The organism is Micromonospora sp. NPDC005173, assembly GCF_040608515.1.
Classification (GTDB): Bacteria; Actinomycetota; Actinomycetes; order Mycobacteriales; family Micromonosporaceae; genus Micromonospora.
In genome coordinates, this window is sequence record NZ_JBEXIK010000021.1 from 13,118 (window position 1) to 37,183 (window position 24,066).

The window sequence follows — 24,066 nt, forward strand, 5'->3', positions numbered from 1 at the left end:
TCACACCACAGCCAGCTGACCGGGAGGTCGTGACGATGCACGCCGACGCGTCCCCGTTCTTCATCGGCCCCCACCGGTTCGATGCGCCGGACGACGATGTCAGGCCGACCCTGGATCGCCGCTACGACCTGCGCCCGGTGCCCGGCGAGCGGGTGCTCGGCCGGTACCGGCTGCTGGTCGCGGGTTACCTGCTCGGGCCGACGGAGTCGCAGCGTGGCTGGCGGCTGCCCGGGCCGGTGTCGGTGACCGTCACCGACCAGCGGATGTGCTGGGTGAGCAGCGGCTCGCAGTTTTCCCTGGTCGCCGACGACACGTCCGGCCTTCGGCCGGCGGGTCGGCTGACCGGCCTGATGAGCGGTCAGATCCGCTGGCAGTGGCCGTCCCGGTTGGAGCTGCCCCCGGCCGACCCGGACGGCGTGGCGCAGCTGCTGATCGTCTGCGACGCGCTGCGCACCATTCAGCAGCCGGCGCTGGCCCTCGGCGGGTCGACCGTAGAGGTCATCGCGCTGGCCCGGCAGGTCCGTCGGGCGGTGGCCACGTTCCGGCTCATCCACCCGCAACTGGTCGACCTCTCCGCGCAGGAGCGGGACGTGCTGCTGCTGCGGGCCGGTTCCGGGTGGCTCGCCGGAAACACCCGGGTCACCCTGCCGGGCTCGCTGCCAGTGGAGTTCCGGTCCCGGGACGACTACTACCGTTCGGTGCCGGAGCCGACCTCGTGGAGCGGGCTCGCAGGCGGCGCAGCATCCGGGCGTCGGTGAAGCCGACCGTCCGCGCGGCGGCCTCCACCGTCGCGCCGTGCCCGATCAGGTGCTCGGCGCGTTCCACCCGTAGCAACTGCTGGTAGCCGAGCGGGGTGAGCCCGGTGGTCGCGCGGAACAGCCGGGTCAGCGTCCGTTCCGCCACGCCGCCGGCAGCGGCCAGGTCGGCGAGCGGCAGCGGCTCGGCGTACCGGCCGTCGATCAGGTCCTGCACCCGGTGCACCGCGTCGGACAGGTGCGAGCGATGCCGCATCATCGCGCTGGCCTGCGGCTCGTGCCCGTTGCGCCGGGCGTAGACGACCAGCGTGCGGGCGATCCGGGCGGCGGTCGCCGGGCCGTGCCGGGTGGCCACCAGGTGCAGCGCCACGTCGATGCCGCTGGCGATGCCGGCCGAGGTGACCACCCGGTCGTCGACCACGTACAGCACGTCGCGGGCCACCCGGGCCGCCGGGTACCGGCGGGCCAGGTCGTCCTGCACCTCGTGGTGGGTGGTGCAGCGCCGGCCGTCGAGCAACCCGGCCCGACCGAGGGCGTACGCACCGGCGCAGACGCTGGCCACCGTGCCGCCGGCCGCGTGGTGCTCGGCGAGCCGCCGCAGGTCGGTCGCCGACACCGGTCCCTGCGGGCCGTGCGCCGACGGTCGCCAACCGGGTACCAGCACCAGGTCGTCCGGGGTCAGCTCGGGCCATCGGGTCTCGGCGACCAGCGGTACGCCCTGCACGCTGGGCACCTGCTCCCGCTCGGCGACGTAGTGCAGCCGGTAGTCGTACCCGAGGTCGGCGGCGCTGGAGAAGACCTGGGCCGGCCCGGCGAGGTCCAGCAGGTGCAGCTGCGGGACCAGCAGGAAGACGACCCGGGTCACCTGGTCAGCCCCGGACGCCGGTCAGGGTCGCACCCGTCAACTCGTCCACCGTGCGGATGGTCGCGAAGCGGCCGGCCAGCGCGTACTCGGTGCGGGTGACCATCTCCTCGGCCGAGAGGGTGCGCGGGTCGGCGAGGATCTCCTCGACGGTGGCGGTCTCCGGCAGGTCCCGGTGCGGGGTGGGGAAGGTCAGCGTGGCGTCGGTGACGAACGTCATCCGGTAGCCGAGGTCCGCGCCGACCCGGGTGGTGGTCTCGACGCACTGCTCGGTCCGGATGCCGCAGACGGTGAGGTCGTGGATGCCGGCCAGGGTGAGCAGTTGCTGGAGGTTGGTGGTGCTGAACGCGTTGTGCGCGGTCTTGACCAGCGTCGGTTCACCCTCGGCAGGGACCAGACCGTCGATCAGCCGCACGTGCCCGAGGGCCGGGTCGAACACCCCGCCCGTGCCGGGCTCGGAGTGCAGGACCCAGACCACCAGGTCGCCGCGCTGGCGGGCGGCGGCGACCAGCCGGTCGACCTGCCGGACCAGGTCGGGGTTGGAGCCGCACGCCCAGATCGGGCGCTGGCGGAAGGACTCCTGGACGTCGACAACGACGAGTGCTGCTCTGCTCATGTCTCTGATCCTGGCCAGATGGCGGCCGCGATGGCAGACACCATCATGCCCGGTTGCGGAACGATCCGGTCACCGTCGCCAGGTCACACGGTGGGGGCGCGGTGCTCACCAGCGGCGTCCAGGGCGGCGGCCTCCTCCAGTGTCGGTGCGCTGCCGCCCAGGTGTGCCGGCTGCCACCAGGTGTCGTCCGGGCCGGCCGGCGAGTCCGGGTACTCCCGCTGCGCCCGGTCGACGAGCGCGCTGAGCCTGGTGGTCAGCTCGGCGGACAGCACGTTCACGTCCGTATAGTCCGCCGGGTCGATCGGCTCGCCGATCAGGATGGTGATCGGGGTGTGCCGGCGGGTGAGGGTGCGTGGGCGACCCTTCGTCCAGAGCCGCTGGGTGCCCCACACCGCGACCGGCAGCACCGGCACCTTCGCCGAGCGGGCCATCCGGACCGTGCCGCTCTTGAGCTCCTTGACGGTGAACGACCGGCTGATCGTCGCCTCGGGGAAGACGCCCACCACCTCGCCGCGCTTGAGCGCGTCCACGGCCGTGCGGAACGAGGCCGCGCCAGCCTGCCGGTCCACCGGGATGTGCTTCATCCCGCGCATCAAAAAACCGCCGATCCGGTGCCCGAAGACGGACTGCTTGGCCATGAACCGGACCAGCCGGTGCGACGCGTGTGCACCCAGGCCGGCGAAGATGAAGTCGAGGTAGCTGACGTGGTTGCTGGCCAGCACTGCCCCGCCGGTGCGGGGTACGTGATGGGCGCCCTCGATCGTGATCTTCAGGTCGAGGACCCGGAACATCGTCTTGGCGGCGGCGATAACGGGCGGGTACACGAGCTCCGGCATTCGCAGAATCTACCCTGCCCGTCTGTGGGTCGCCTGGGTGGAGACCGGGCGGCGACGCCGGGCTGCGCGTCGCCGCCGATTCACCGGCTCGGCCGGCCGGTCGGGTCAGTCGGCGAGGTTGTGGAGGTCCAGCCGGCCCCGGGCGAACGCGTCCACCCGACCCCAGCGGCCCGGAATGTCCAGCACCTCGATCCGGCCCATCCCCACCGGCAGCCGTGGTTCGACCGCGAGGTGCCCCTCGTGCGGCTCCAGGCCGAGCATGGTGCGCAGCAGCAGCAGCGGCGTACCGGTCGACCAGGCCTGCGGGCTGCACGCCGTCGGGTACTCCACCGGGAACTTGGTCAGCTCCCGCGGGTAGCCGCCGAACGCCTCCGGCAACCGGCCGTCGAAGTAGGTGGCGGCGTCCAGGATGCCGCTGGCGATGGCGGCGGCCTCCTCGGCGAAGCCGTACCGGCGCAGGCCCCAGGCGATGAAGGAGTTGTCGAACGGCCAAATCGTGCCGTTGTGGTAGCCGATCGGGTTGTACCGGACCTCCCCCTCGGCCAGCGTCCGCACCCCCCACCCGGTGAAGAGCCGCGGCCCCACCAGGTGCTGCGCGATCTTCTCGGCCCGCTCCGGATCGACGATCCCGCTCCACAGCAGGTGGCCGATGTTGGAGCTGAGGGTGTCGCACTGGCGGCCGTCCGGGTCCAGGGCCAGGGCGAAGTACTCGCCGTCGTCCACCCACCAGTCCCGGTTGAACCGCACCTTCAGCTCAGCCGCCTCCCGCTCCAACTGGTCGGCGAACTCCGGGTCACCCCAGAACAGCCGGGCCATCCGGGCCGCCCGGATCTTCGCGTCGTACGCGTACCCCTGCACCTCGCAGGTGGCCCGGGGGAACGGCGGCAGCGTGCCGTCCCGGTAGGAGATCGAGTCCCAGGAGTCCTTCCAGCACTGGTTCTCCAGGCCGGTGTCGGTGTTGCGCCGCTCGTACCAGATGTAGCCGTTGCCGACCAGGTCGGCGTAGTTGTCGATCCACCGCAGCGCCGCCCGGGACTCCTGCTCCAACTCCTTGACCAGCGCCACGTCACCGGTCCACCGCTCGTACTCGTCGAGCAGCACGACGAACAGCGGTGTGGCGTCCACCGAGCCGTAGTACGGCGAGTGCGGCTGCTCCTCGAACGCGGCGGTCTCGCCGTAGCGCATCTCGTGCAGGATCCGCCCGGGGTCCTCGTCCCGGAAGTCGTCGAACCGGCTGCCCTGCAGGGAGGCCAGGACGCGGAGCGTGGTCTTCGACAGTTGCGGGGTGAACGGCAGCGTCTGCAGGCAGGTGAGAATGCTGTCCCGGCCGAACATCGTCATGAACCAGGGCAGGCCGGCGGCCGGCAGGGTGGCGCCGCCGAGCGACAGCGGCGAGAAGCGCAGCGCCGCCAGGTCGATCAGGCTGCGCTGGTACGTGCTGGCTACCCGACCGTGCTCACTGTTGACCTTGGGGGCGTCCGCGATCCACTTCTCCAGGTCGTGCTGGAGGGCGAGCCGTTCGTTGCCGTGCACCCGCAGTCCGAAGCGCAGGTCCCGGCCGCCGGGCCCGACCGCGTTGGTCTGGACGTCGATCGCCGCTTCCCACTGCTCGTTGGGCTCCAGGTGGACGGTGTACACGAATCCCGTGCTGTCGTAGCGGGCCGCCACCGACGAGGAGATGACCGTCTCCCGTTTGAAGTTGCCCCGGCGGTAGCCCAACCGCAGCCGGTCCGCCTCGACCTCGGTGTAGATCTCGCCCTTCTTGTTCAGGATCTCGTCCTTGACCTGGAACAGGTCGGCGAAGTCCGACGCCGCGTCCATTCGGATTTCCAGGTCCACCGGCTTCTCGTCGTGGTTGAGGATGGTGAGCTGCTCGCGGAAGCTCCCGCCGACCGCACGCTCCCTGATGATCGACAACTTGGCGTCGATGTAGTGCGTGGCCATCCCCGGCACCAGGAAGAAGCGCGACTCGAAGTACTGGAGGTCGTCGAAGGAGAGCGAGTTGAGCCGCTCGCCGTTCACGGTCAGCACCCAGGTGGACAGAAACCGGGTGTCGATGGAGAACAGCCCGGTCGGCTCGCTCGGCGTCGCCTCGATGTCACCGGTGTCCTCGCAGACCACGAACGTGTTGCCGTCCAGGATCCGGACCGTGTTGCTCTGGCCCATCAGTGCACCTCCCCCGCGAAGCGCCGGCGCGGCCCGCGGGCGTCCGGGGAACCCGGGAAGACCCGCTCCACCTGCACCACCAGCCGGGCGTCACCCAGCACCGTCATGTCCCCCCGGAACAGGGCGGCCAGTCCGTGCTCGCGGCCCGCGGCGATGTCCTCGAAGAGCGCCGGGCTGGTCCCGAGGACCGTGTCGGCCTCCCGGTCCTCCTGGCTCACGTCCACCCGGCCGTGGTCGATCCGCAGCAGCCAGTGCCTGGTCTGCGCCCCCTCCTGCAGGTCGATGCGCAGTGTCCCGGATGCCTTCGCCAGCAGGGGTTCGTACCCCCGCCGGTCCAGGTCCTCGAAGAACCTCGTGGTCGCGTCCACCATCGGGTCCACTCCTCCCCAGTTGGCCGGGCCGGGATCCCACCCGGCGTGCTCGCGTCGCACGCGCGGCCGGCTTCGCACGTCCCCGCACGGGTCCCCGCCGGTCCTCCGGTCAACCTCGCCCGAATCGGGTGAGCCGCCGGGTGGTGTCGGATAGGCCGGGTAGCGTGCCGGGCACCGGGGTGGGCGCGACGGGACGTCCGGGACGGAGGGGCAGATGACGGTGCAGACGCCAGAGGTCGACCGCCGGCAGGTGCTCGCCTACCGGGTCGGGGCCCAGCAGCTCGACCGCTCCGGCGGCCGGCGTCCCGGCGACCTGGCGGTGCTGGCCCTCGGCGTGCAGGACACGCCCTACGGCACGGCCCGGCAGGCGCTGGCGGCGCGCGGCGCGACCGAGCCGGACGACCGGCTGGAGCTGGTCTGGTCGATGCGGGGCGCCCCGCATCTGCACCGGCGCGCCGAGCTGCCGACGCTGGCCGCGGCCATCTGGCCGCTCAGTGACGCCGACGCCACCCGGCGGATCCCCGGGCAGATCGGCGCGGGTGCCCGGCTCGGGCTGGCCGCGTTCCGGGCCACAGCCGAGGCGTTCCAGGCGGTGGTCACCAGCGAGTTGGAACGCGGCGTAGTCAGCCGGGCGGTTTCCGACCGGGTGCCCGCGGAGTTGACCTACGACTGCCGGACGTGCCAGGCGCGGCACATCTCCGGGGCGGTGTTCCAGCAGGTCGGGCTCGCCGGCGGGGTGCGCCTGGTGGTCGTTGGGCGGGCCGCCCGGCTCGCCCCGCTGCCCGACTGGCCCGGCCCACCTGCCGAGGCGGCGCACACCGCCGAGCTGATCACGACCTACCTGCGGCTGCTCGGCCCGGCCACCCCCGCCGACGCGGCCGGCTTCCTGGGCTCCACCGCGACGGAGCTGCGCCGGGTCTGGCCGGCCGGCCTGGCCGAGGTACGGGTCGACGGCCGGGCCGCCTGGCTGCCGGCCGACGCGCTCGACGCGTTGACCGGCGCTGCCCCGCCACGGCTGGTGCGGCTGCTGCCGCCGGGCGACCCCTTCCTCGCCGGCCGCGACCGTGACCTGCTGGTGCCGGAGCGGGAGCACCAGCAGCAGCTGTGGCGGGCGATCGGCAATCCCGGCGCCCTGCTGGTGAACGGCGAGGTGGTCGGCACCTGGCGGGCGCGGCAGGCCGGAAAGGGGCGGCTGGAGCTGACGGTCAGCCCGTGGTCGGCGTTGTCGGCCCGGGTCCGACGGGAGGTCGACGCCGAGGCCGCGACGGTGGCCTCCGCTCGCGCCGCCACCGACGTGCGGGTCCAGGTCGAGTCGACCTGACGTCCCGGAACGGCGCAGCGCCGGCCCTCCCGTGCGGGGAGAGCCGGCGCGCTTGCGGCGGACGGTCAGTTGTTCGGATCGTCGGCGCTGATGTCTGCCAGCACCGACTGTGGTTCGCGCTCGACCGCGAGGTCGCCCATCGAGACCAGGCCGACCAGCCGCCCGTCGTCGATCACCGGCAGCCGGCGTACGGCGTAGGTGCGCATCAGGTCTGCGGCGGCCACCGCGTCGTCGTACTGGCTCACGGTCACCACATCTCGGGTGGTGACCTGGTTCAACCGGGTCGAGCCCGGGTCCATGTTCTCGGCGACACCCCGGACCGTGATGTCCCGGTCCGTGACGATGCCGACCACACTGTCGCCGTCGGTCACCACCACATCACCAATCGCGCTGTCGCGCATCTCCTGCGCGGCTGCGATGAGTGTGTCGTTGCCGTCCATCGTCACCAACCGGGTCGTCATGAACTCTCCGACCGTTGTCATGGTGCTCCCCTCTCGGTGTCGGCACGGCCCGTCTACCCGCCGCTCGGGGCGGGGTAACGCGGGGTGGCCGGCCGACCGTAGGACGACGGGCGAGCGTCAGCCTCGGGGCGGCGCGCCGTAGATCCGCTCCACGGGCAGGCGCAGCACCAGCCGCCGCTCGGCGACCATGGCTTCGCGGTATTCGTCCCAGTCCGGGTGTTCGCCACGCAGCGACCGGTAGACCGCCACCAACTCCTCGACGGTCTCGTCGCCGGGCTCGCTGGCCGGGGCGGTCAGCTCGGCGCGCCCCTCGACCACCGCGTAGGCCCAGCCGTCCTCGCTGCCGACGTGGAAGCTGGCCCGCGGGTCCCGGCGGAGATTGGCGGTCTTGGCGCGGCCGTCGGTGACCGAGACCCGGATCAGCCCCGCCTCCCGATCGAACGAATAGACCACTGTGGACAGTTGTGGCCGCCCGTCGCGCTTGAGCGTCGCCAGCACGCCCATCGAGCGGCCGGCGATCAGGTCGGTCAACGCCTGCTGGGTGCGGTCGTCCGGCACGGCTTCCTCCAGGTGGCACGGTCAGCTTCGTCCATCCAAGCACGACCGGCTGCCCGTCGCGCCCGATGGCCGACCGGCGACATCCCCTGAAACGACCCGAGGCCCCCGCCGGTTGCCGGCGCGGGCCTCGGGTGACACCGACGGTCAGCGACGCTCGGCGGCGACCAGCTCGGCGATCTGCACCGCGTTGAGCGCGGCGCCCTTACGCAGGTTGTCGTTGGAGCAGAACAGGGCCAGCCCGTACTCGACGGTCTCGTCCGCGCGGATCCGCCCCACGTAGCTCGGGTCCTTCCCGGCTGCCTGCAACGGCGTCGGGACGTCGGTCAGCGCCACCCCCGGGGCGTCGGCGAGCAGTTCGTGGGCACGCTGCGGGGTGAGCGACCGGGCGAACCGGGCGTTGATCTGGAGCGAGTGGCCGGTGAAGACCGGCACCCGGACGCAGGTGCCGGAGACCTTCAGGTCGGGGATCTCCAGGATCTTGCGGCTCTCGTTGCGCAGCTTCTGCTCCTCGTCGGTCTCGAACGAGCCGTCGTCGACGATCGAGCCGGCCAGCGGGAGCACGTTGAAGGCGATCGGTTCGGCGAACGAGCGCGGCGCGGGAAACTCCACGGCCGATCCGTCGAAGGCGAGCGCGGCGGCGTGCTCGGCGACCTTGCGGACCTGCTCGTCCAGCTCGGCGACGCCGGCCAGCCCGGCGCCGGAGACCGCCTGGTACGTCGAGACGACCAGGCCGACCAGGCCGGCCTCGGCGTGCAGCGGACGCAGCACCGGCATCGCGGCCATCGTGGTGCAGTTGGGGTTGGCGATGATGCCCTTGGGGCGCTCGGTGACGGCGTGCGGGTTGACCTCGGCCACCACCAGCGGCACCAGCGGGTCCATCCGGAACGCCGAGGAGTTGTCGATCACCACGGCACCGGCCTCGGCGACTCGGGGGGCCAGCTCCCGGGCCGTCCCCTTACCGGCCGAGAAGAGCACGATGTCCAGCCCGGAGTAGTCCGCGGTCGCGGCGTCCTCGACGGTCACCTCGCCGTCACGCCAGGGCAGCGTCCGCCCGGCGGACCGCGCCGAGGCGAACAACCGCACCTGCTCCGCCGGGAACTCCCGTTCCGCCAGCACCTGCCGCATCACGCCACCGACCTGGCCGGTGGCCCCCACAATGCCGATCCTCATGCCCGCGAGGCTACCCAGCCCGCCCCCACAACCGGGAGCCCTTTCCCACCCCCCGGGTCCCGCATCACACCCAACCCAGACCCCCGGCCCACCGGCCCTCCCCCGCCCGCTCCGGTGATCATGGGGTTGGCGGGGTGTTCGGTGATCGAACTCCCCGTCAACCCCATGATCAGCGCGGAATCAGGGGTGGGTGATCAGTTCGCCGAGGTTGGCGGCGGTTAGCTCGTCGCGGATGATGGCGGCGTCGCCCTCGACGACCAGGGTCAGCGCGTCCGGGTGCAGGTGGGTGGCCGCCGCTGCGGAGACCTGGTCCACGTCGGCGGCGAGCAGCGCCTCACGCAGCCGTGCGTGGTAGTCGTCCGGCAGGTCGTGGACCACCAGCGTGGTCAGCGCGGAGGCGATCGCCCGAGGGCTCTGCAACTCGACCGAGAGCTGCCCGGCCCGCCAGGATCGGGCCACCGCCAGCTCGTCCTCGGTCACCCCGGCGACCTGGGTACGGGTGATCTCGCCGACCGCCTCGACCAGGGCCGGCGTGGTCACCGCGGTCTGCACGCCGGAGCTGACCGCGAACCGGCCGAACCGCCGCGACGAGGCGAAGTCGCCCCGAATGCCGTACGTGTAGCCGCGCACCTCGCGGATCAGGTGGTTGAGCCGGGAGGTGAACGCCCCGCCGAGCACCGTGCCGGCGAGCGTCATCGGCACGTGGTCGGGGTGCGACCGGTGCGGCGACGGGTGGCCGAGCCGCAGCGTGGACTGCACCGAGCCGGGGCGGTCCACCAGGATGATCCGCCGACCGCTGTGCAGCGGCACGTCGATCGGGCCACCCCGATCGGCCGCGCCCCCACCGGTGCCGGCGAACGCCGCGGCGGCCAGCGCGTCCAGGTCGATCCGGTCCAGGTCACCGGCGACGATCAGGGTGCCCGGCCGCAGGAACCACTCGGAGTGGAAGACCGTCACGTCCTCCACGTCCAGCCCGGCCACCGACTCCGGGTCGCCGTACATCGGGCGCCCCCAGCGGTTCTCCGCGCCGAACAGGTCCGCGCGCAGCGCGGCGTCGGCGCGCGGGCCGGGGTTGGCCCAGTCCATCCGCAGCGCGGTCGCCTCGTCGTCACGGACCCGGCTGACATCGGCCGGGTCCACGCGGGGCGTCCGGACGGCCTCGGCGAGCAGCTGCACCGCGGCGGTCAGCCGGTCCACCGGCACCTGGACGCTGACCTGGAACGAATCCCAGTCCAGCCCGGTCACCAGCTCGGTGCCGAGCGCCTCGATGGCCAGCGCGAACGCGGTGGCGTCCCGCTGCGCGGTGCCCTCCTCCAGCGCCTTGGCCAGCACCCCGCCCAGCCCTTCCTTGCCGGTCGACTCTCGGCCGGCGCCGGCGTCGAGCAGCAGCAGCGCGACGGCGAGGTTCTGCCCGGGCAGGTGAGCGGCGACCACCTGACCGCCGGCCACGGCGCGGCGGACCACCGGCGGGAACCGGTACGGGCGAGCGGCACCCGGGCCGGGACGGACGGCGATCAGCGTCATGGGGTCTCCTCGGGCAGGTAGGTCAGGGTCACCCGGTTGGCGGCGTCCAGCACTTCGGCGGCGGCCTCGGCGATCTGCTCGGCGGTCACCGCGAGCCAGCTGGGCAGCCGGTCGGCGGCCCGTGCCGGGTCACCGAACTGGGTGGCGTACCGGCCGAGCGTGTCGGCGCGGCCGTCCACCGTCGACATCTGCCGCCACCACGCGGTGCTCAGCAACGCCTTGGCCCGGTCCAGCTCGGCGGCAGTGACCGGCACGGTGGCCAGCTCGTCGACGACCTCGGCCAGCCCTTCGGCCAGCCGCTCGGCGCTCACCCCGGGGCGGGCGGTGGCGGTGGCGATCAGCGGCGCCGGGGCGTGCGCGAGGTCCACGCCGTACGCCCCGACCAGGTCCGGTTGGGCGATCCGCTCACCATCGGCGAGCCGCTGGTAGAGGCGGCTGCCCCGGCCGCTGCCGAGCACGGTGGCGAGCACCGTGAGCACGTCGTACCCCGGGCTGCCGAACGGGTAGCCGCGGTGCGCCACGTACACCCGGGGGGCCGGCACGTCGGTGGTCACCGTCTCGGCGGCGGGTCGCCCGGTCGCCGGGACGCTCCGGCCGTCCGGGGCCAGCGGGATGTCGTCGCGGGCGGGCAGCGCGCCGAAGTACTTGTCGGCCAGCGCGAACACCTCGGCGGCCGCGGCGTCGCCGACCACGGTGAGCACCGCGTTGTTGGGCGCGTAGTGCGTCTCGTGGAACGCCTGGAAGGTGGCGAGGTCGGCGGCGTTCAGGTCGGCCATCGAGCCGATCGTCGAGTGGTGGTACGGGTGCCCCGGCGGGTAGAGCAGCGGCAACAGCCGCAGCCAGGCGTCACCGTACGGGACGTTCTCGTATCGCTGCCGGCGCTCGTTCTTTACCACGTCGCGCTGGTTGTCCAGGGTTTCCTGGGTGAGCGCGGGGACCAGGCCGCCCATCCGGTCGGCCTCCAACCAGAGCGCCAGCTCCAGGTGCTCGGCCGGGACCGTCTCGAAGTAGTTGGTCCGGTCCGGGTTGGTGGTGGCGTTGAGCGAGCCGCCCGAGCCCTGGATCAGCTTCATGTGCTCGGTCTTCGCCACGTTCACCGAGCCCTCGAACATCAGGTGCTCGAAGAGGTGGGCGAAGCCGGTCTGCCCTTCGGGCTCGTGCCGGGAGCCGACGTCGTACCAGAGGTTGACGGCCACGGCCGGCGCGGTGCGGTCCTCGCTCACCACCACGCGCAGGCCGTTATCCAGTCGGGACGTCTCGATGGGCCAGGGGTAACCGCTGTCGGGCATGGCACGACGCTATCCGATCTCGCGGGCGGAAAGGTGACGCGTGGTGGGTCGGCGAGCCGACCGCGCCACCGCGGCCCGGGGCGGACGCGCCGCGCCTGGTGCTCGCGGTCGCGTCCGCGTGGGCCGTGGCGGTCGGTCAGTCCGGCGGCTCGACGGCGACCACCGTCTGATCCGAGGTGCGGTGCTCCAGCACCGTGTCCGGGGCCGCGTTCTGGTCCGCCTCGCGAATATCCGACTCGGTGAGGATGGCCTCCGCCTGCGCCTCCGCGTCGTCGCTGCCAACCGCCGCCTCCTCGGGTAGGAGGTGCGCCCGGGACTCGACCCGGTCCTGATCGCTCTGCTCTTCTGTCATGGCACCCCTGTTACCCCCGCCTCGGCCCTGCCACGCGGTGATCGTCCAGCCTTCTGGGACGACCCGCTCAGCTTCACGGCCCGGTCGGGTACGCTGGGCCCGTGACGCGTTCGTATCGATGGTTTAGGCAGCCGGCTCGCACGCCGGTGACTTCACCATGATCTGACGTCACCACGGACCGAGCCGGCTGGGCAGGAGCTATCGTTCCTGCCCTTTTGCGTACGAGCAGCCGGCTCGTCCCGGGCACCGGCCCCGGGCACGGTCGGCGGAAGGATTCCCACCGTGACGACCCCGGAGACCGATCGGGTCAGCGATCAGCGGATCGACCGTGTCGTGCCGCTGACCACGCCCGCACTGCTGCACCACGAGCTGCCCCTGGACGCCCCGCTCGCCTCGGCCGTGCTGACCGGCCGACGCGCGGTGGGTCGCGTGCTGGACCGCGAGGACGACCGCCTGCTGGTGGTGGTCGGCCCCTGCTCGGTGCACGACCCGGTTGCCGCCCTCGACTACGCCCAGCGGCTCCGCGTCGCCGCCGACCGGGTCGCCGACGACCTGCTGATCGTCATGCGGGTCTACTTCGAGAAGCCGCGGTCCACGGTGGGCTGGAAGGGCCTGATCAACGACCCGGGGCTAGACGGCAGTGGGGACGTCAACACCGGCCTGCGGCGGGCACGGGCACTGCTGCTCGACGTGCTGCGCCTCGGCCTGCCGGTGGGCTGCGAGTTCCTCGACCCGATCACCCCGCAGTACATCGCGGACACGGTGGCTTGGGGCGCGATCGGAGCGCGCACGGTGGAGAGCCAGGTGCACCGGCAGCTCGCCTCCGGCCTCTCCATGCCGATCGGCATGAAGAACCGCCCGGACGGCAGCATCGGCACCGCCGTGGACGCGATCCGCGCCGCCGGCGTCCCGCACGTCTTCCCCGGCATCGACTTCTCCGGCACCCCGGCGATCATGCACACCCGGGGTAACACCGACGGGCATCTGGTGCTGCGCGGCGGGGGTGGCCGGCCCAACTACGACGCGGAGTCGGTGGCCGGCGCGCTCGACCTGCTCCGCGCCGCCGGGCTGCCGGAGCGGCTCGTGATCGATGCCAGCCACGCCAACAGCGGCAAGGACCACCGCAACCAACCGCTGGTCGCCGCCGATGTGGCCGCCCAACTGGCCGCCGGCCAGCGCGGGATCACCGGCGTGATGCTGGAGTCGTTCCTGCTGCCCGGCCGCCAGGACCTCGACCCGACCCGGGAGCTGGAGTACGGCCGCTCGGTCACCGACGCCTGCCTCGGCTGGGACGACACCGCCGAGGTGCTCGATCACCTGGCCACCGCCGTCCGGGCCCGGCGGGCCACCCTGCCGACCCCGGCCTGACCTGCCGGTCGCTGTGACGGCGACCACAGGAAAGGGCGGAACAGCGGTGGGGGTCCGCTCGTTGACTGGGGTGTCGGTGTGTCCAGTGTCCCCGGGCCTCACCTAAATAGCCTTCGCGGAATACCGTCCGGCTGGAGCCGCGTAGTGCCACTCGCCGAGAGGCGACCTGCACACCGACACCAGCGCCGCCCCCGGCCCACCGGCCGGGGGCGGCGCTGTCGTATGTCCGCCACGGCCAAGCGCGGGGCCATTTGGCGCGACGTTTGACCGATTACGGCCCGGGTAGCTGATCGGCGTGACCGACGACGCATCCGTGGCCGGCGAGCCGGACACCCAGGCCCTCGACGACCTGCTCGACGACATCTACCGGGGTCAGGAACGGGTCACCCAGGCGGAGATCTACCGCCGGGCGGTGGCCGCCGAGCTCCCGCCGGACCTGCTGGCCCGGATCGACTCGCTGCCCGAGGGCGAGTACGCGGTGGACGAGGTCAGCGACCTGCTGGGCGGCTCCGTCGGGTGAGCGCGCCCGCCACCTCGCACCCCGACCCCGAGCGCGCCGACGACCTCTGGAGGGACACCGACATGACGCACCACGAGGACCACGACGAGAAGGTGGCGGCGCTGGCCCAACCGCCGAAGGGCAGGGACACCACGCCCGAACCGGACTTCGCCAACGAACATGACAAGACGGCGGTGGACCGGGACATCATCACCGGGGCCGACGAGGACGAACGGGAGCCGGAGTCGCCGCACGGCTGGTCCGGCATGCAGCGCTGACGCGTACGACAGCGGGGGCCGGCAACCGCCGGCCCCCGCTGCGCTCTGTTGGGGTCAGTCGTCGTCGTGCCCGCCCTCGGCGGCCTGCTGCGCCGTCGCGTACGCCATCTGGAGGAAATCGGACGCGGCGATCGCGGTCAGCGCGGTGGCCACCAGCCGGGTCAGCCGGGGCGCGAGCACCAGGCCCCCGGTCAGCCCGGTGGCGACCCAGACCGCCAGACAGAACGGGCAGCTCAGCAGCTCCCCGATGGCGTGCCGGGTGGAGCTGCCCGAGTCGCGGACCTGCTCCATCACCTCGCCGCTGCCGATCGGGCGGTCGTACCGGGTGAACGGCGCCCGCAGCGGGCTGGTCACCGCGTCCTTGGACAGCAGCCGGCTGAGCTTGTGCGTGGCGATGGAGAGCAGCACCACGTCGGCCGGGGCGGGACGCTCGGGCACCGGCCGCCCGGTCGCCTTCACCAGGCCGGCGAGCGCCCCGGTGACCCCGGCATAGGTGCCCATCGCCACCAGGTAGCCGCCGAGCGGGCGATGCTCGTGCGGCGCGTACGCCCGGCGCAGTCGCGCCACCTTTTGTCGCAGGCCAGTGGGGGTCACCCGGTCTCCTCGCGTGTCGTGGTGGTGCGCGCTTGGCCGTCCCGCGCGGCTGGTCGGGGATCGCAGGCCCGCTACCGGGGCGCCGGCCGGGTTCGGGCCGGCGAAGGTCTCAGCCGGCCTGGAGGTTGTCGGCGACCTCGCGGATCAGGTTGCTCAGCGCCTCGTCGGCCAGCTGGTCCGGCTCCGGCCCGCCCGACCTGTCAACCAGGTCGAGCTGGATCCGGGCGCCGCCGGAGTCCGCCGGCTCCACCCGGATCTCGGCGGACCAGTCGGCGTCGTCGCCGTCGCCCCAGCGGGCCCGCAGTTCCTCGCCACTGATCTCCGCCGCGGGACTGCCGTCGCCGCGCAGCGGCTCCGGCAACCACGCCGACGCGCGGGCGGGGTCGGTGGCCGTGTTGAAGACCACCTCGGGCGGCGCGGACATGCCGCGCACCGCACGCGCCGGCATCACACGCCCCGCAGGCGGCTCGGGTCGATCTCCCGGCCCGGGTGCCGGGCCAGGTACTCGGTTTCGAGCTCCGCCGTACGCCGCAGGTGGTTGGCGAGCGCGGAGTCCGCCGCGTGTCGGAGGGTGTCCAGCCGGGTGCGGTGCAGGCTGTGCATCTCGCGGATCAGATCCTCGTCGGTCAGCTCCGTCGGGTCGACGCCGAGCAGGTCGCCGTCGGGATCCGGGCCGTCGCCCGCCGGGTCGGCGAGGTGGTCACCGCCCCACTCGGGCACCCGCTGCTCCGGGCTCATATCCCTGTTACCGCTGGACGGAAAGCCGTCCTCGCGTACCGATCCGGTCATCATCGCCCCCCTGGTCTCGTTTGGGCTGGCGTCTAGACGGATGCCCACACCGGGTAATGCCAAACCATCCCCCGCCGTGCGACAACTACGACACGGTGTCGGAGAGCGGCAGCGTGCCCGGTACCCTCGATGCCATGAGGTGGCTCTGGACCCCGGCGTGGATCGCGCGTCACGTGGCCATGGTCGTGCTGGTCGTGGGCTTCCTCGGGCTGGGCTGGTGGCAGATCAGCCGGGCCACCGCCGGCAACAGCATCAGCTGGGGGTACGCGGTCGAGTGGCCGATCTTCGCCGGCTTCGTGGTCTACGTCTGGTGGCGCGAGGTGCGGCTGGCCCACCGGGCCGCCGCAGCGGCCGACGCGCCGCCGGTTGACCCGGCCGCCGAACCTGAGCCGACCGTCACCGCCGGGTCCCGACCGGCGGTACGCCGACCGGTGCGGGTGTCCCGGGTGCCGGCCGGCGGCGAGGCCGTCGACGACTCGGACCTGGCCGCCTACAACCACTACCTGTCATGGTTGAACGCCAACCCGGGCGCTCGACCCGGTGACTATCCCGGCTGAGCCGGGCTCGGAAGGACGGACGAAGGTGGGCGCAGCCCTTACCCGGTACCGCGTGATCGCCTGGATCGTGGGCGTGGCACTGATCCTGCTGGTCGTGATCGGCATGCCGCTGAAGTACGCGTTCGACAATCCGGTCGTGGTCGAGACGGTGGGGCAGGCGCACGGCTTCCTCTACATGGTCTACCTGCTGGCCGCGTTCGACCTGAGCCGTCGGGCCGAGTGGCCGCTGAAGCGGATGCTTCTGGTGATGCTGGCCGGCACCGTGCCGTTCGTCTCGTTCTACGCCGAGCGCCGGGTCACCGGGTGGCTGGCCGCACCGCGGCAGGAGCAGACCCCGGAGCCGGTTCTCCCCCGATGACGGTGCGCACGGCTTGACGGTCGGGGTGTTCCGACCTTCACGCCGCGCGGCGGGCGAGCAGCCAGCCGGCCAGGGCCAGCGCGGCACCGACCGCAACCAGTAGGACCGAGTCGACCGCCACCAGTCCCACCAGAATCAGCACCGCACCCGCTACCGACAAGGCGTACGCCTTTGGGTTGCGGGCAGCGGACGGTCGCCACCCAACTCGTTTGACCGGTTTCGTCATGTCATCTCCCTTTGTGGTCGGTGGGCCGGTGCGTCTGGCTCCGCTTGTCGGATCTCACCAGGGCGAGCATCAGGCCGCCCGCGATGACAAAGAGCACGCCGACCGGAACGAGGGACCAGGACATCAGGGGGAACAGCGAGGCGTCGGTCCGGTCGTTCTCCGCCACGAAGTGCTCCGGATCGCTCGGATCCACCCAGATGGTCAATGCCTGGGGCGGCTCGCTGCGGCAGGCTGCCAGCTTGGCGCAGGGGATCCAGTCGTGGTGCTGCTCCCCGTCGTACATGTAGTAGACCTCGATCCGGTCGATGCCGCTGCCTCGGGCACTGCCACCGGCCCGGTCGGCGAGCGTGGCCGGGACCTGCACGCCCTCGACGCGCAGCCGGTCCGCCTCGGAGGAGTCCCACCACCGGTAGCCGAGCGAACCCACGGCCAAGCCCAGACCGACCAGGAACATGGCCAGCCCTCCGCGGGCCGTCTGTCGCCGGGCTGCTGCTTGCTCGCTGGATGGCGCGCCGGAAACCGGCCGCCGCTTCTTCGTCACGACATCCCCCGTCGACCATCCAGCCAAGGCCCGCAACCTTCAATATCGAAGATCAGCGTATTCGACTGGATCAACAATCGAATTGCGGTCGGTTGGGGGTAACCGCTGCCCGCGCCAGATCAGCGGCTGGGCCGCCACGGGTCGGCCGAAGCGAGCGGGTCCACCCAGCCGCCGTACCGGTTCACCTCCCGGGCGCGCAGCAGCGCCCGGGTGACCTGGCCGAACTGCCGCTCGTCGTCGGCGCTGAACAGCAGCACCTCGGCACCCCGGTGCCACCCCCACAACTCGTACGGCGGTGGCCGCCAGCGGTCGCCGACCAGGGCCAGCGCCGCCGGCAGCAGGAACACCGCACCGAGGATGAGGTACGCCCCGGCGGTCAGCCGCTGCAGGCCGCCGGTGAAGCCGAGCAGCAGCCCGACACCGCCGATCATGGCGGCGGTGATCGCGACGGCCCGGACGGCGATCCGGTCGTGGGGGCCCCGGGTGGTGCGCAGATGGGTCAGGTCGGCGACCCGGTAACTCGTCCGGCCGACGGTGAACCGGTCGACGGTCACGATGATGCCGGGTCGCGCGTACAGCAGGGTCGACCTTGCGCCCGGCACCGTTCGCGACGGTCGCGTCTTTGCGCCTTCACGATTCACGGTTCCTCCCGCGGGGCGGTTCGCCGGGCTGGTCTGCGGGTGAGGCATCGTTGCCTGTCGACGGGATTCCCGGCTCCGGCCTTCATTGTGTTGTGGCGCCGCCAGCCCACCGGGCAAGTTACGGCCTCCCGACAGCTCACCCGGCCGGGGGACATCGTCGCGAAACAGCATCCATTTCAGGTTTTATCGGTTATGGCGCACTGCTATCCGGCGTCATACGCCCGGAACGACGAAGGTCGTATATCCGTCAATCGACCCAGAAAGGGATCGCGCCGGAAGACTCGTCGCGCGTCAGCAGCCCCGCTAAAGCCACCTGCCGCAGCGCTACTTCCCGCCACTTTGCCAACATTCGCCCCTGCTTCAACTGCGGGCGACATCCGTCCCGGGTTAGGTTGGGCGGGCCGGTCCGGCCCAGTGCCGTCCGCCCGGGTGGCCCCGGCCGGTGTCGCCGAGGGCATCAGCAGCCCCGTCGGCGGCCGTGGGAGAGGAGCCTTCCGCTCTTGTCATCCCTGAGAAACCTGCTGCGTACCGTGGCGCTGGTCGGCATGTCGGCCGCGCTGATCGCACCGACGGCGGCGGCATACGCCGAGCCGTCACCCGCTGACCTGACCCGCCGGATCGAGACGTCCTCGGCCGAGCTGGAGCGGGTCGTCGAGTCATACAACAAGCTCCGCGAGGAGATCAAGACCAACAAGACGGCAGCGGGCCGATTACAGGCCCGCATCGGCCCGCTCGAACAGCAGGCCGAGCAGAGCCGGACTGACGTCGCCGAGCTGGCCACGACCGCGTACAAGAGTGGTGGTCTGCGGACCGCGGACGCGCTGCTGCGTCCCGGCGGCTCGGCGGCGCTGCTGGACCGGCTCGGCGCGCTCGATCAACTGACCCGCCAACGGCAGGAACGCATCTCGGGCTTCACCGCCACCCAGCAACGGCTGCTCGATGAGAAGAGCCGCCTGGACGCCACGCTGACCCGGCAGGCCGCGCAGGCCCGCCAACTCTCGGCGGCCAAGAAGCAGATCGAGAAGGACCTGGCCAACCTGTACGAGCTGCGCCGGCAGGCGTACGGGGCGGCCACCGAGCAACCCGCGCCCAGGGCGGCGGCCACCGAGGCCGCGAACGTACCCGCCGTCGCCGGTGCGGCCGGCGTCGCGGTGCGCTACGCCTTCGGCGCGCTGGGCAAGCCGTACGTCTGGGCGGCCGACGGGCCGAACGGCTACGACTGCTCCGGGCTGACCTCGGCGGCCTGGCGGGCGGCTGGGAAGTCGCTGCCGCACAACACCCGGATGCAGTGGGGTGCGGTCGCCCACATCGGTCGGGGCGACCTAAGCCCGGGAGATCTGGTCTTCTACAGCGGGCTCGGGCACGTCGCCCTCTACGTCGGCGGCGGCCAGGTGATCGACGCACCGAGCGCCGGCCGCAACGTGCTCAAACGGGGCATGAACATGATGTCCATCCAGGGCTACGGCCGGGTCCGCTAGCCGGACCGGATACGGCGAACGGCCGGCGTCCCCCTATCGGACGCCGGCCGTTCGCCGTCATTACTGGCAGGTCAGGCTGCCTGCAGCCCCTCTGCCCGGGCCAGCTCACGGAGCCGGCCGAGGGCCTGGATCTCCAGCTGCCGGATCCGTTCGCGGGACAGGGAGAACCGGGACGCGACCTCGGTGAGCGAGTGCTCGCGGCCGTCCTCAAGCCCGTACCGGGCCCGCATGATGCCGGCCGACCGGTCGTCGAGGTGGTTCAGCAGCCCCTCGATGCGCTGCCGCTCCAGGCCGCTGAGGACGATGTCCTCCGGCGACGGCGCGTCACTGTCGGCGACCAGGTCGCCGAGGTTCGTGTCGCCGTCGTCGCCCACCGGGGTGTCCAGCGAGACGGTGTCCTGCGACCAGCGGCGTAGCTCGTTGACCCGCTCGACGGTGACGCCGAGGGCGGCGGCGATCTGGTCCGGCTCCGGGTCGCCACCCAGCTCACGGGTGAGCTGCCGGGCCACGTTGCGCATCCGGTTGACGTCCTCGACCAGGTGCACCGGAAGACGGACCGTGCGCTCCTGCTGGGCGATCGCCCGGCTGATGGCCTGGCGGATCCACCAGGTGGCGTAGGTGGAGAACTTGTAGCCGCGCTCGTAGTCGAACTTCTCGACCGCCCGGACGAGGCCGGTGTTGCCCTCCTGGATCAGATCCAGCATGGGCATGCCCGAGCGCACGTAACGGCGGGCGATTGACACGACCAGTCGCAGGTTGGCGCGGATGAAGAGGTCCTTCGCGCGCTCCCCCTCGACGACCAGCCACTCCAGGTCAGCCCGGTCGACACCGGCGGGGACGCGGTCCTCGCCGAGCAGGTGCTCAGCGTAGAGGCCGGTCTCGATCGCCTTGGAGAGATCGACCTCCTTGGCGGCGTCCAGCAGTGGCGTCCGGGAGATCTCGTGCAGGTAGACGCCGACCAGGTCGCGCTCCTCGGCAACCTCGTCGGTGCGCATGCCGATGTTCTTGTCCACGTTGCCCACGGTCCCCTCGCTCGCGCCGGTTGCCCGGTTCCTTGCCGTCCCCACGTCCGTCAGCCCTTCCCCGGTAACCTTCTGCTGTGCCCACCGGTGCTGACACCTACACAACAGATGAGACGTGTCAGGGATTCCATGTCCAGAGTCGAAAGTGTCACGAATGCCTGAGTAGTAGCTGAGAGCACGGTCCACGTTTGCTGTCAGCACCCGCCGGGTGGCGCGCCTCTGGGCACCACGTACGGGTTGGCGGGTCGACGAATCGCCGAACGCCCGCAACTATGGCAACACCGCCCGCCGCGGGGGCACAGCGACCCGGGTCACCACCGAGCTGCGATCCTGGTCACTGCCAGATACGCACCGGTGGACCGGTCGGTTCATCTACGGAGGTGGTATTACCCCCCGGCCAGATGAACAATCCGGAGCCCCGTTCGCTTCCCATCCGTCGGTACGGGGTTTGGGGGCTAGGAGGCGAGCAGGGCCAGCGCGCCGCGAACCTGGTCGGCAGAGCGGGCCAGAGCGGCCCGGGCGGCGGCGACCTCGGCACCGGAGACCAGCGAGACCAGCGCGGTCTTCAGATCGCCGTCGGCCTCGTTGAGGGCCCGCCTGGAGATCTCCTCCGAGCAGCCGGTGGCCTCGACCAGGATCGAAATCATCCGCCCGCGGAGTTTCGCGTTGGTGGCCACCATGTCGATCATGAGGTTCGAGTAGACCCGTCCCAGGCGCACCATGACGGCGGTGGAGAACGTGTTGAGCACCAACTTCTGCGCGGTGCCCGCCTTCATCCGGGTCGACCCGGTGACCACCTCCGGTCCGGTGTCCACCCCAATGAACACGTCGACCGACCGGGCGGCCTCCGCCTCCGGATTGGCGCAGAGCAGCACCGTCGAGGCACCCGTGGCGCGGGACGCGGCGAGCGCCCCGAGGACGTACGGGGTGCGTCCGCTGGCGGCCAGACCGACCACCAGGTCGCCGGCGTGCACACACCCGGCCGCATCGACCGCGCCGCCCCGCTCGTCGTCCTCGGCGTCCTCCACGGCCCGCCACATCGCGTCCGGCCCACCGGCGAGGTGGGAGCAGAACCAGTGCCGGGGCGAGTTGAAGGTCGGTGCCAGCTCGGCCGCGTCGAGCACACCCAGGCGGCCAGAGGTGCCGGCCCCGAAGTAGTGCACCCGATGGCCGCCACGCAGCGCCGCGACCGCCAGATCGACCGTTGCGGCGATCTCGTCGAGCACCGCGGCGACCGCCGCCGGTACCCGTCGGTCGGCCTCGTTGATAACGGTGAGCACGTCACGGGTCGACATCAGGTCGAGGTCGACGCTCAGCGGGTTGCGCCGTTCGGTCGGGGCACCCACCCGGACCGTCGGGCGGGCGGGGCGTGCTGGCGTGTCCTCGTCGGGCTCGACGCCGGCCGTCATCCCCGCCTCCGGTTGGCGCCCACCCGGTGCGACTGGACCGCTTCCGCCGTCGCCTCGAGGGCCTTACGCGCCTTGGACCGGTTGCGGGCGGCCACGCCCACGAAGAGGCAGTCGACCACCGTGAGCTGGGCCAGTCGGCTGGCCGTCGCGCCGGAACGGTAGGTGGTCTCGCGGGCGGCGGTGGTCAACACGAAGTCGGCCACGTCGGTGATCGGCGAGCGCGGGAAGTTGGTCAGTGCCACGGTGGCGGCGCCCCGCGTCCGGGCCTGCTCCAGCACCTCGATCACGTCGGAGGTGGTGCCGGTGTGCGAGATGCCGATCGCCACGTCGCCGCGACCGAGCAGGGCCGCCGAGGTCAGCGCGGTGTGCACGTCCGGGAAGTAGAAGGCGATCCGGCCGATGCGGTGCAGCTTCTGTTGGAAGTCGGAGGCGACGAACCCGCTGGCCCCGGCGCCGTAGATGTCGATCCGGCCGGCGTTGGCGATCGCCTCGACCACCTGCTCACAGACGGCCGGGTCGAGTTGCTCGGCAGTCTCCTCCACCGCGCGTGCGTCGTTGAAGGCGATGGTGGCGATGATCTGGGCGAGGTCGGCGCCGGGCGGGATGTCACCGCCAACCACCCGGGCGTCCGGCGGCTCGATCCGGCGCGCGGCCTCCGCGGCGAGCCGGATGCGCAGCTGCGGGTAGCCGTCCATGCCGACCGACCGGCAGAACCGGATGACGGTCGCCTCGGATGTCTCGGCCGCGGTGGCGAGGTCGGTGATGGTCCGCCGGGCGGCGGCCGCCGGGTCGGACACGACCAGACGGGCCACCCGCTGTTCGGCTGGCGACAGCGACGGAAGCAGGCCACTGATGTGGACGATCAGCCCACCGGGCTCGTGACTCGCGGAAATCTTCGGACTCTTCGCCACGGATGAAACTTACTTTCATGAGGCGTGAGCGTCAACCATGACTGGCCGTGATGGGAAAAGTACCGTCGATCGGGATCACCCGTCCTGCACAGCGTGCCACTCCCCCAGGAGCGCCGCCTCATCCGCCGGGTCCAGTCCGCCCTGCCGGACGGCGGCTGGTTGTGCGGCCATCCAGGTCGCGGTCGCCCGAACGGTGTCGGACAGCGGCCGGACCGCCAGTCCGGCGTCGAGCGCCGGTCGGACGTCCCGGTCCATCAGGCCGCCCCACTCCGGCAGCCGCACCCACAGCGGTAGTGCCCGCTCCCCCGACCACTCGCGTATGTCCCGGGCCAGTAGAAAATCCTGGTCGACCCAGGTGAGGAGCGGATCGGCGACGCCCAGCCCGGCGGCCACCCCGGCCAACAGTTCAGCCCGGGACAGCGCCGGACCGCTGCCGTCGTACGTGCCGGTGAGGCGGGTGCCGGCGGCGTGCAGTAGCCAGGCCGCCAGATCGGCGACGTCCACGAACTGCACGCGGTCGGTCGGGCGTCCGGGCGCGAGCACCTCCCCACCGGCCGACAGCCGCCGCACCCAGTACGGAAAGCGGTCGCTCGGGTCCTCCGCCCCCACGATCAGCCCCGCCCGGCAGATGAACGAGCGGTCCTCGCCCATCCGCTCCCGGACCAGCCGCTCGATGCTCACCTTGCACTCGCCGTACCAGCGGTTGTCCGCGCCGACCGGCCCGTCCACGTCCGGCGGGGCGGGTGCCAGCACCGGCGCGTCCGCCACGTTCTGGCCGGGGGTGGTGTTGTCGGCGTACACCGAAACCGTCGACACGAACGACCAGTGGCCGACCTGGTCGGCCAGCGCGGCCAGCGCGTGCCGGGCATGACTGACCTGGCGGGTCACGTCCACCACCGCGTCGAAGCCCTCCCTGGCGAGCGGCGCCAGGCCGTCCGGGTCGTCCCGGTCGACCGGCACGAACCGGGCCTCGGCCGGGGCAGTGCCGGAGACGCCCCGGGCGGCGCAGGTCACGTCGTGCCCCTGCGCGACGGCGAACTGGGCCAGTGCCCGGCCGAGGAACCGGGTGCCACCGAGAATGAGGATCCGCATCCGCTGATGCTGCGCTGCGAGC

29 protein-coding genes are annotated in these 24,066 nt (G+C 72.1%); 8 read left to right on the plus strand and 21 right to left on the minus strand.

All coding sequences use genetic code 11. The annotated features are described in order from the left end of the window. Positions 1–35 precede the first annotated feature (35 nt). Positions 36–758 (plus strand): hypothetical protein, encoded by a 723-nt coding sequence (locus ABZV00_RS22405; protein WP_328419645.1) that lies wholly within the window; start codon positions 36–38, stop codon positions 756–758. On the opposite strand, the gene ABZV00_RS22410 is transcribed toward ABZV00_RS22405, so the two are convergent. The 5 genes from ABZV00_RS22410 to ABZV00_RS22430 form a co-directional block, all read right to left on the minus strand. Continuing rightward, complete coding sequence (locus ABZV00_RS22410; protein ID WP_355609271.1) at positions 640–1,620, minus strand: DJ-1/PfpI family protein; 981 nt, start codon at positions 1,618–1,620, stop codon at positions 640–642. The genes ABZV00_RS22405 and ABZV00_RS22410 overlap by 119 nt on opposite strands. A 4-nt stretch (positions 1,621–1,624) precedes the next feature. Then, on the minus strand, positions 1,625–2,233 hold the full coding sequence (locus tag ABZV00_RS22415; RefSeq protein ID WP_355609274.1) for an isochorismatase family protein: 609 nt from the start codon (positions 2,231–2,233) through the stop codon (positions 1,625–1,627). A gap of 83 nt (positions 2,234–2,316) precedes the next feature. Next, on the minus strand, positions 2,317–3,069 hold the full coding sequence (locus ABZV00_RS22420; protein ID WP_355609277.1) for a lysophospholipid acyltransferase family protein: 753 nt from the start codon (positions 3,067–3,069) through the stop codon (positions 2,317–2,319). 105 nt (positions 3,070–3,174) lie between these two features. Beyond that, positions 3,175–5,235, minus strand: coding sequence for a glycogen debranching N-terminal domain-containing protein (locus tag ABZV00_RS22425; protein ID WP_355609280.1), 2,061 nt, complete (start codon positions 5,233–5,235; stop codon positions 3,175–3,177). Further along, positions 5,235–5,606, minus strand: a complete 372-nt coding sequence (locus tag ABZV00_RS22430; protein ID WP_355609452.1) for an SCP2 sterol-binding domain-containing protein — start codon at positions 5,604–5,606, stop codon at positions 5,235–5,237. Before ABZV00_RS22430 ends, ABZV00_RS22425 begins: the two co-directional genes overlap by 1 nt. A gap of 214 nt (positions 5,607–5,820) precedes the next feature. On the opposite strand from ABZV00_RS22430, the gene ABZV00_RS22435 reads away from it, so the two are divergent. Then, positions 5,821–6,927: a winged helix DNA-binding domain-containing protein gene (locus tag ABZV00_RS22435; RefSeq protein WP_355609283.1), complete on the plus strand. Its 1,107-nt coding sequence runs from the start codon at positions 5,821–5,823 to the stop codon at positions 6,925–6,927. Between the two features lie 65 nt (positions 6,928–6,992). Here the strand turns inward: ABZV00_RS22435 and ABZV00_RS22440 are convergent, their stop codons facing one another. From ABZV00_RS22440 to ABZV00_RS22465, 6 genes are all read right to left on the minus strand, one after another. Next, positions 6,993–7,409, minus strand: coding sequence for a CBS domain-containing protein (locus ABZV00_RS22440; RefSeq protein ID WP_328419657.1), 417 nt, complete (start codon positions 7,407–7,409; stop codon positions 6,993–6,995). Positions 7,410–7,505: 96 nt separating this feature from the next. Next, complete coding sequence (locus tag ABZV00_RS22445; RefSeq protein WP_355609286.1) at positions 7,506–7,946, minus strand: PPOX class F420-dependent oxidoreductase; 441 nt, start codon at positions 7,944–7,946, stop codon at positions 7,506–7,508. A 144-nt stretch (positions 7,947–8,090) separates the two neighbouring features. Further along, positions 8,091–9,116 carry an aspartate-semialdehyde dehydrogenase gene (locus ABZV00_RS22450; protein ID WP_355609289.1) on the minus strand — a complete coding sequence of 342 codons (1,026 nt, stop codon included), beginning with the start codon at positions 9,114–9,116 and terminating at the stop codon, positions 8,091–8,093. A 180-nt stretch (positions 9,117–9,296) separates the two neighbouring features. Further along, positions 9,297–10,640 carry a pitrilysin family protein gene (locus ABZV00_RS22455; RefSeq protein ID WP_355609292.1) on the minus strand — a complete coding sequence of 448 codons (1,344 nt, stop codon included), beginning with the start codon at positions 10,638–10,640 and terminating at the stop codon, positions 9,297–9,299. Then, positions 10,637–11,929, minus strand: coding sequence for a pitrilysin family protein (locus ABZV00_RS22460; RefSeq protein ID WP_355609295.1), 1,293 nt, complete (start codon positions 11,927–11,929; stop codon positions 10,637–10,639). The genes ABZV00_RS22455 and ABZV00_RS22460 overlap by 4 nt, the downstream gene beginning before the upstream one ends. 136 nt (positions 11,930–12,065) lie before the next feature. Next, the gene (locus tag ABZV00_RS22465) at positions 12,066–12,281 is read right to left on the minus strand and encodes a hypothetical protein (RefSeq protein WP_328419667.1); all 216 of its coding nucleotides are present in this window, start codon (positions 12,279–12,281) and stop codon (positions 12,066–12,068) included. A gap of 273 nt (positions 12,282–12,554) precedes the next feature. Between ABZV00_RS22465 and ABZV00_RS22470 the strand changes: the two genes are divergently transcribed. The 3 genes from ABZV00_RS22470 (at position 12,555) to ABZV00_RS22480 (ending at position 14,426) form a co-directional block, all read left to right on the plus strand. Next, on the plus strand, positions 12,555–13,649 hold the full coding sequence (locus ABZV00_RS22470; protein ID WP_328426049.1) for a 3-deoxy-7-phosphoheptulonate synthase: 1,095 nt from the start codon (positions 12,555–12,557) through the stop codon (positions 13,647–13,649). 295 nt (positions 13,650–13,944) lie between these two features. Then, positions 13,945–14,169, plus strand: a complete 225-nt coding sequence (locus tag ABZV00_RS22475; protein ID WP_328419669.1) for a hypothetical protein — start codon at positions 13,945–13,947, stop codon at positions 14,167–14,169. Positions 14,170–14,231: 62 nt separating this feature from the next. Continuing rightward, positions 14,232–14,426 (plus strand): hypothetical protein, encoded by a 195-nt coding sequence (locus ABZV00_RS22480; RefSeq protein ID WP_328426051.1) that lies wholly within the window; start codon positions 14,232–14,234, stop codon positions 14,424–14,426. Between the two features lie 54 nt (positions 14,427–14,480). Here ABZV00_RS22480 and ABZV00_RS22485 read toward each other — a convergent pair whose 3' ends face one another. The 3 genes from ABZV00_RS22485 to ABZV00_RS22495 form a co-directional block, all read right to left on the minus strand. After that, a complete protein-coding gene (locus tag ABZV00_RS22485; RefSeq protein WP_355609299.1) occupies positions 14,481–15,020 on the minus strand; it encodes a DUF1360 domain-containing protein in 540 nt (179 codons plus the stop codon). A 109-nt stretch (positions 15,021–15,129) separates the two neighbouring features. Next, positions 15,130–15,468, minus strand: a complete 339-nt coding sequence (locus tag ABZV00_RS22490) for an SRPBCC family protein (protein WP_355609301.1) — start codon at positions 15,466–15,468, stop codon at positions 15,130–15,132. Further along, the gene (locus tag ABZV00_RS22495; protein ID WP_355609304.1) at positions 15,468–15,812 is read right to left on the minus strand and encodes a DUF6158 family protein; all 345 of its coding nucleotides are present in this window, start codon (positions 15,810–15,812) and stop codon (positions 15,468–15,470) included. The genes ABZV00_RS22490 and ABZV00_RS22495 overlap by 1 nt, the downstream gene beginning before the upstream one ends. A gap of 131 nt (positions 15,813–15,943) precedes the next feature. Here ABZV00_RS22495 and ABZV00_RS22500 point away from each other — a divergent pair, with 131 nt between their 5' ends. Together ABZV00_RS22500 and ABZV00_RS22505 are read left to right on the plus strand one after the other, a co-directional pair. Beyond that, complete coding sequence (locus ABZV00_RS22500; protein ID WP_328419677.1) at positions 15,944–16,366, plus strand: hypothetical protein; 423 nt, start codon at positions 15,944–15,946, stop codon at positions 16,364–16,366. 25 nt (positions 16,367–16,391) lie between these two features. Beyond that, complete coding sequence (locus tag ABZV00_RS22505) at positions 16,392–16,724, plus strand: DUF3817 domain-containing protein (protein WP_355609307.1); 333 nt, start codon at positions 16,392–16,394, stop codon at positions 16,722–16,724. Positions 16,725–16,761: 37 nt separating this feature from the next. On the opposite strand, the gene ABZV00_RS22510 is transcribed toward ABZV00_RS22505, so the two are convergent. From ABZV00_RS22510 to ABZV00_RS22520, 3 genes are all read right to left on the minus strand, one after another. Beyond that, positions 16,762–16,950: a hypothetical protein gene (locus ABZV00_RS22510; RefSeq protein ID WP_355609310.1), complete on the minus strand. Its 189-nt coding sequence runs from the start codon at positions 16,948–16,950 to the stop codon at positions 16,762–16,764. 1 nt (position 16,951) lies between these two features. After that, positions 16,952–17,491 (minus strand): DUF3592 domain-containing protein, encoded by a 540-nt coding sequence (locus tag ABZV00_RS22515; RefSeq protein ID WP_355609313.1) that lies wholly within the window; start codon positions 17,489–17,491, stop codon positions 16,952–16,954. Positions 17,492–17,610: 119 nt separating this feature from the next. Further along, positions 17,611–18,093 carry a DUF6232 family protein gene (locus ABZV00_RS22520; RefSeq protein ID WP_328419685.1) on the minus strand — a complete coding sequence of 161 codons (483 nt, stop codon included), beginning with the start codon at positions 18,091–18,093 and terminating at the stop codon, positions 17,611–17,613. Between the two features lie 539 nt (positions 18,094–18,632). On the opposite strand from ABZV00_RS22520, the gene ABZV00_RS22525 reads away from it, so the two are divergent. Further along, the gene (locus ABZV00_RS22525) at positions 18,633–19,610 is read left to right on the plus strand and encodes an NlpC/P60 family protein (protein ID WP_355609317.1); all 978 of its coding nucleotides are present in this window, start codon (positions 18,633–18,635) and stop codon (positions 19,608–19,610) included. A 71-nt stretch (positions 19,611–19,681) separates the two neighbouring features. Here the strand turns inward: ABZV00_RS22525 and ABZV00_RS22530 are convergent, their stop codons facing one another. From ABZV00_RS22530 to ABZV00_RS22545, 4 genes are all read right to left on the minus strand, one after another. Then, entirely contained in the window at positions 19,682–20,632 is a 951-nt protein-coding gene (locus ABZV00_RS22530) for a sigma-70 family RNA polymerase sigma factor (RefSeq protein WP_328419689.1), read from the minus strand. Between the two features lie 455 nt (positions 20,633–21,087). Next, positions 21,088–22,041: an N-acetylmuramic acid 6-phosphate etherase gene (murQ, locus tag ABZV00_RS22535; protein WP_328419691.1), complete on the minus strand. Its 954-nt coding sequence runs from the start codon at positions 22,039–22,041 to the stop codon at positions 21,088–21,090. Next, positions 22,038–22,952 carry a MurR/RpiR family transcriptional regulator gene (locus ABZV00_RS22540; protein WP_328419693.1) on the minus strand — a complete coding sequence of 305 codons (915 nt, stop codon included), beginning with the start codon at positions 22,950–22,952 and terminating at the stop codon, positions 22,038–22,040. Before ABZV00_RS22540 ends, murQ begins: the two co-directional genes overlap by 4 nt. A gap of 75 nt (positions 22,953–23,027) precedes the next feature. After that, positions 23,028–24,044: an NAD-dependent epimerase/dehydratase family protein gene (locus ABZV00_RS22545; protein WP_355609321.1), complete on the minus strand. Its 1,017-nt coding sequence runs from the start codon at positions 24,042–24,044 to the stop codon at positions 23,028–23,030. Positions 24,045–24,066 lie beyond the last annotated feature (22 nt).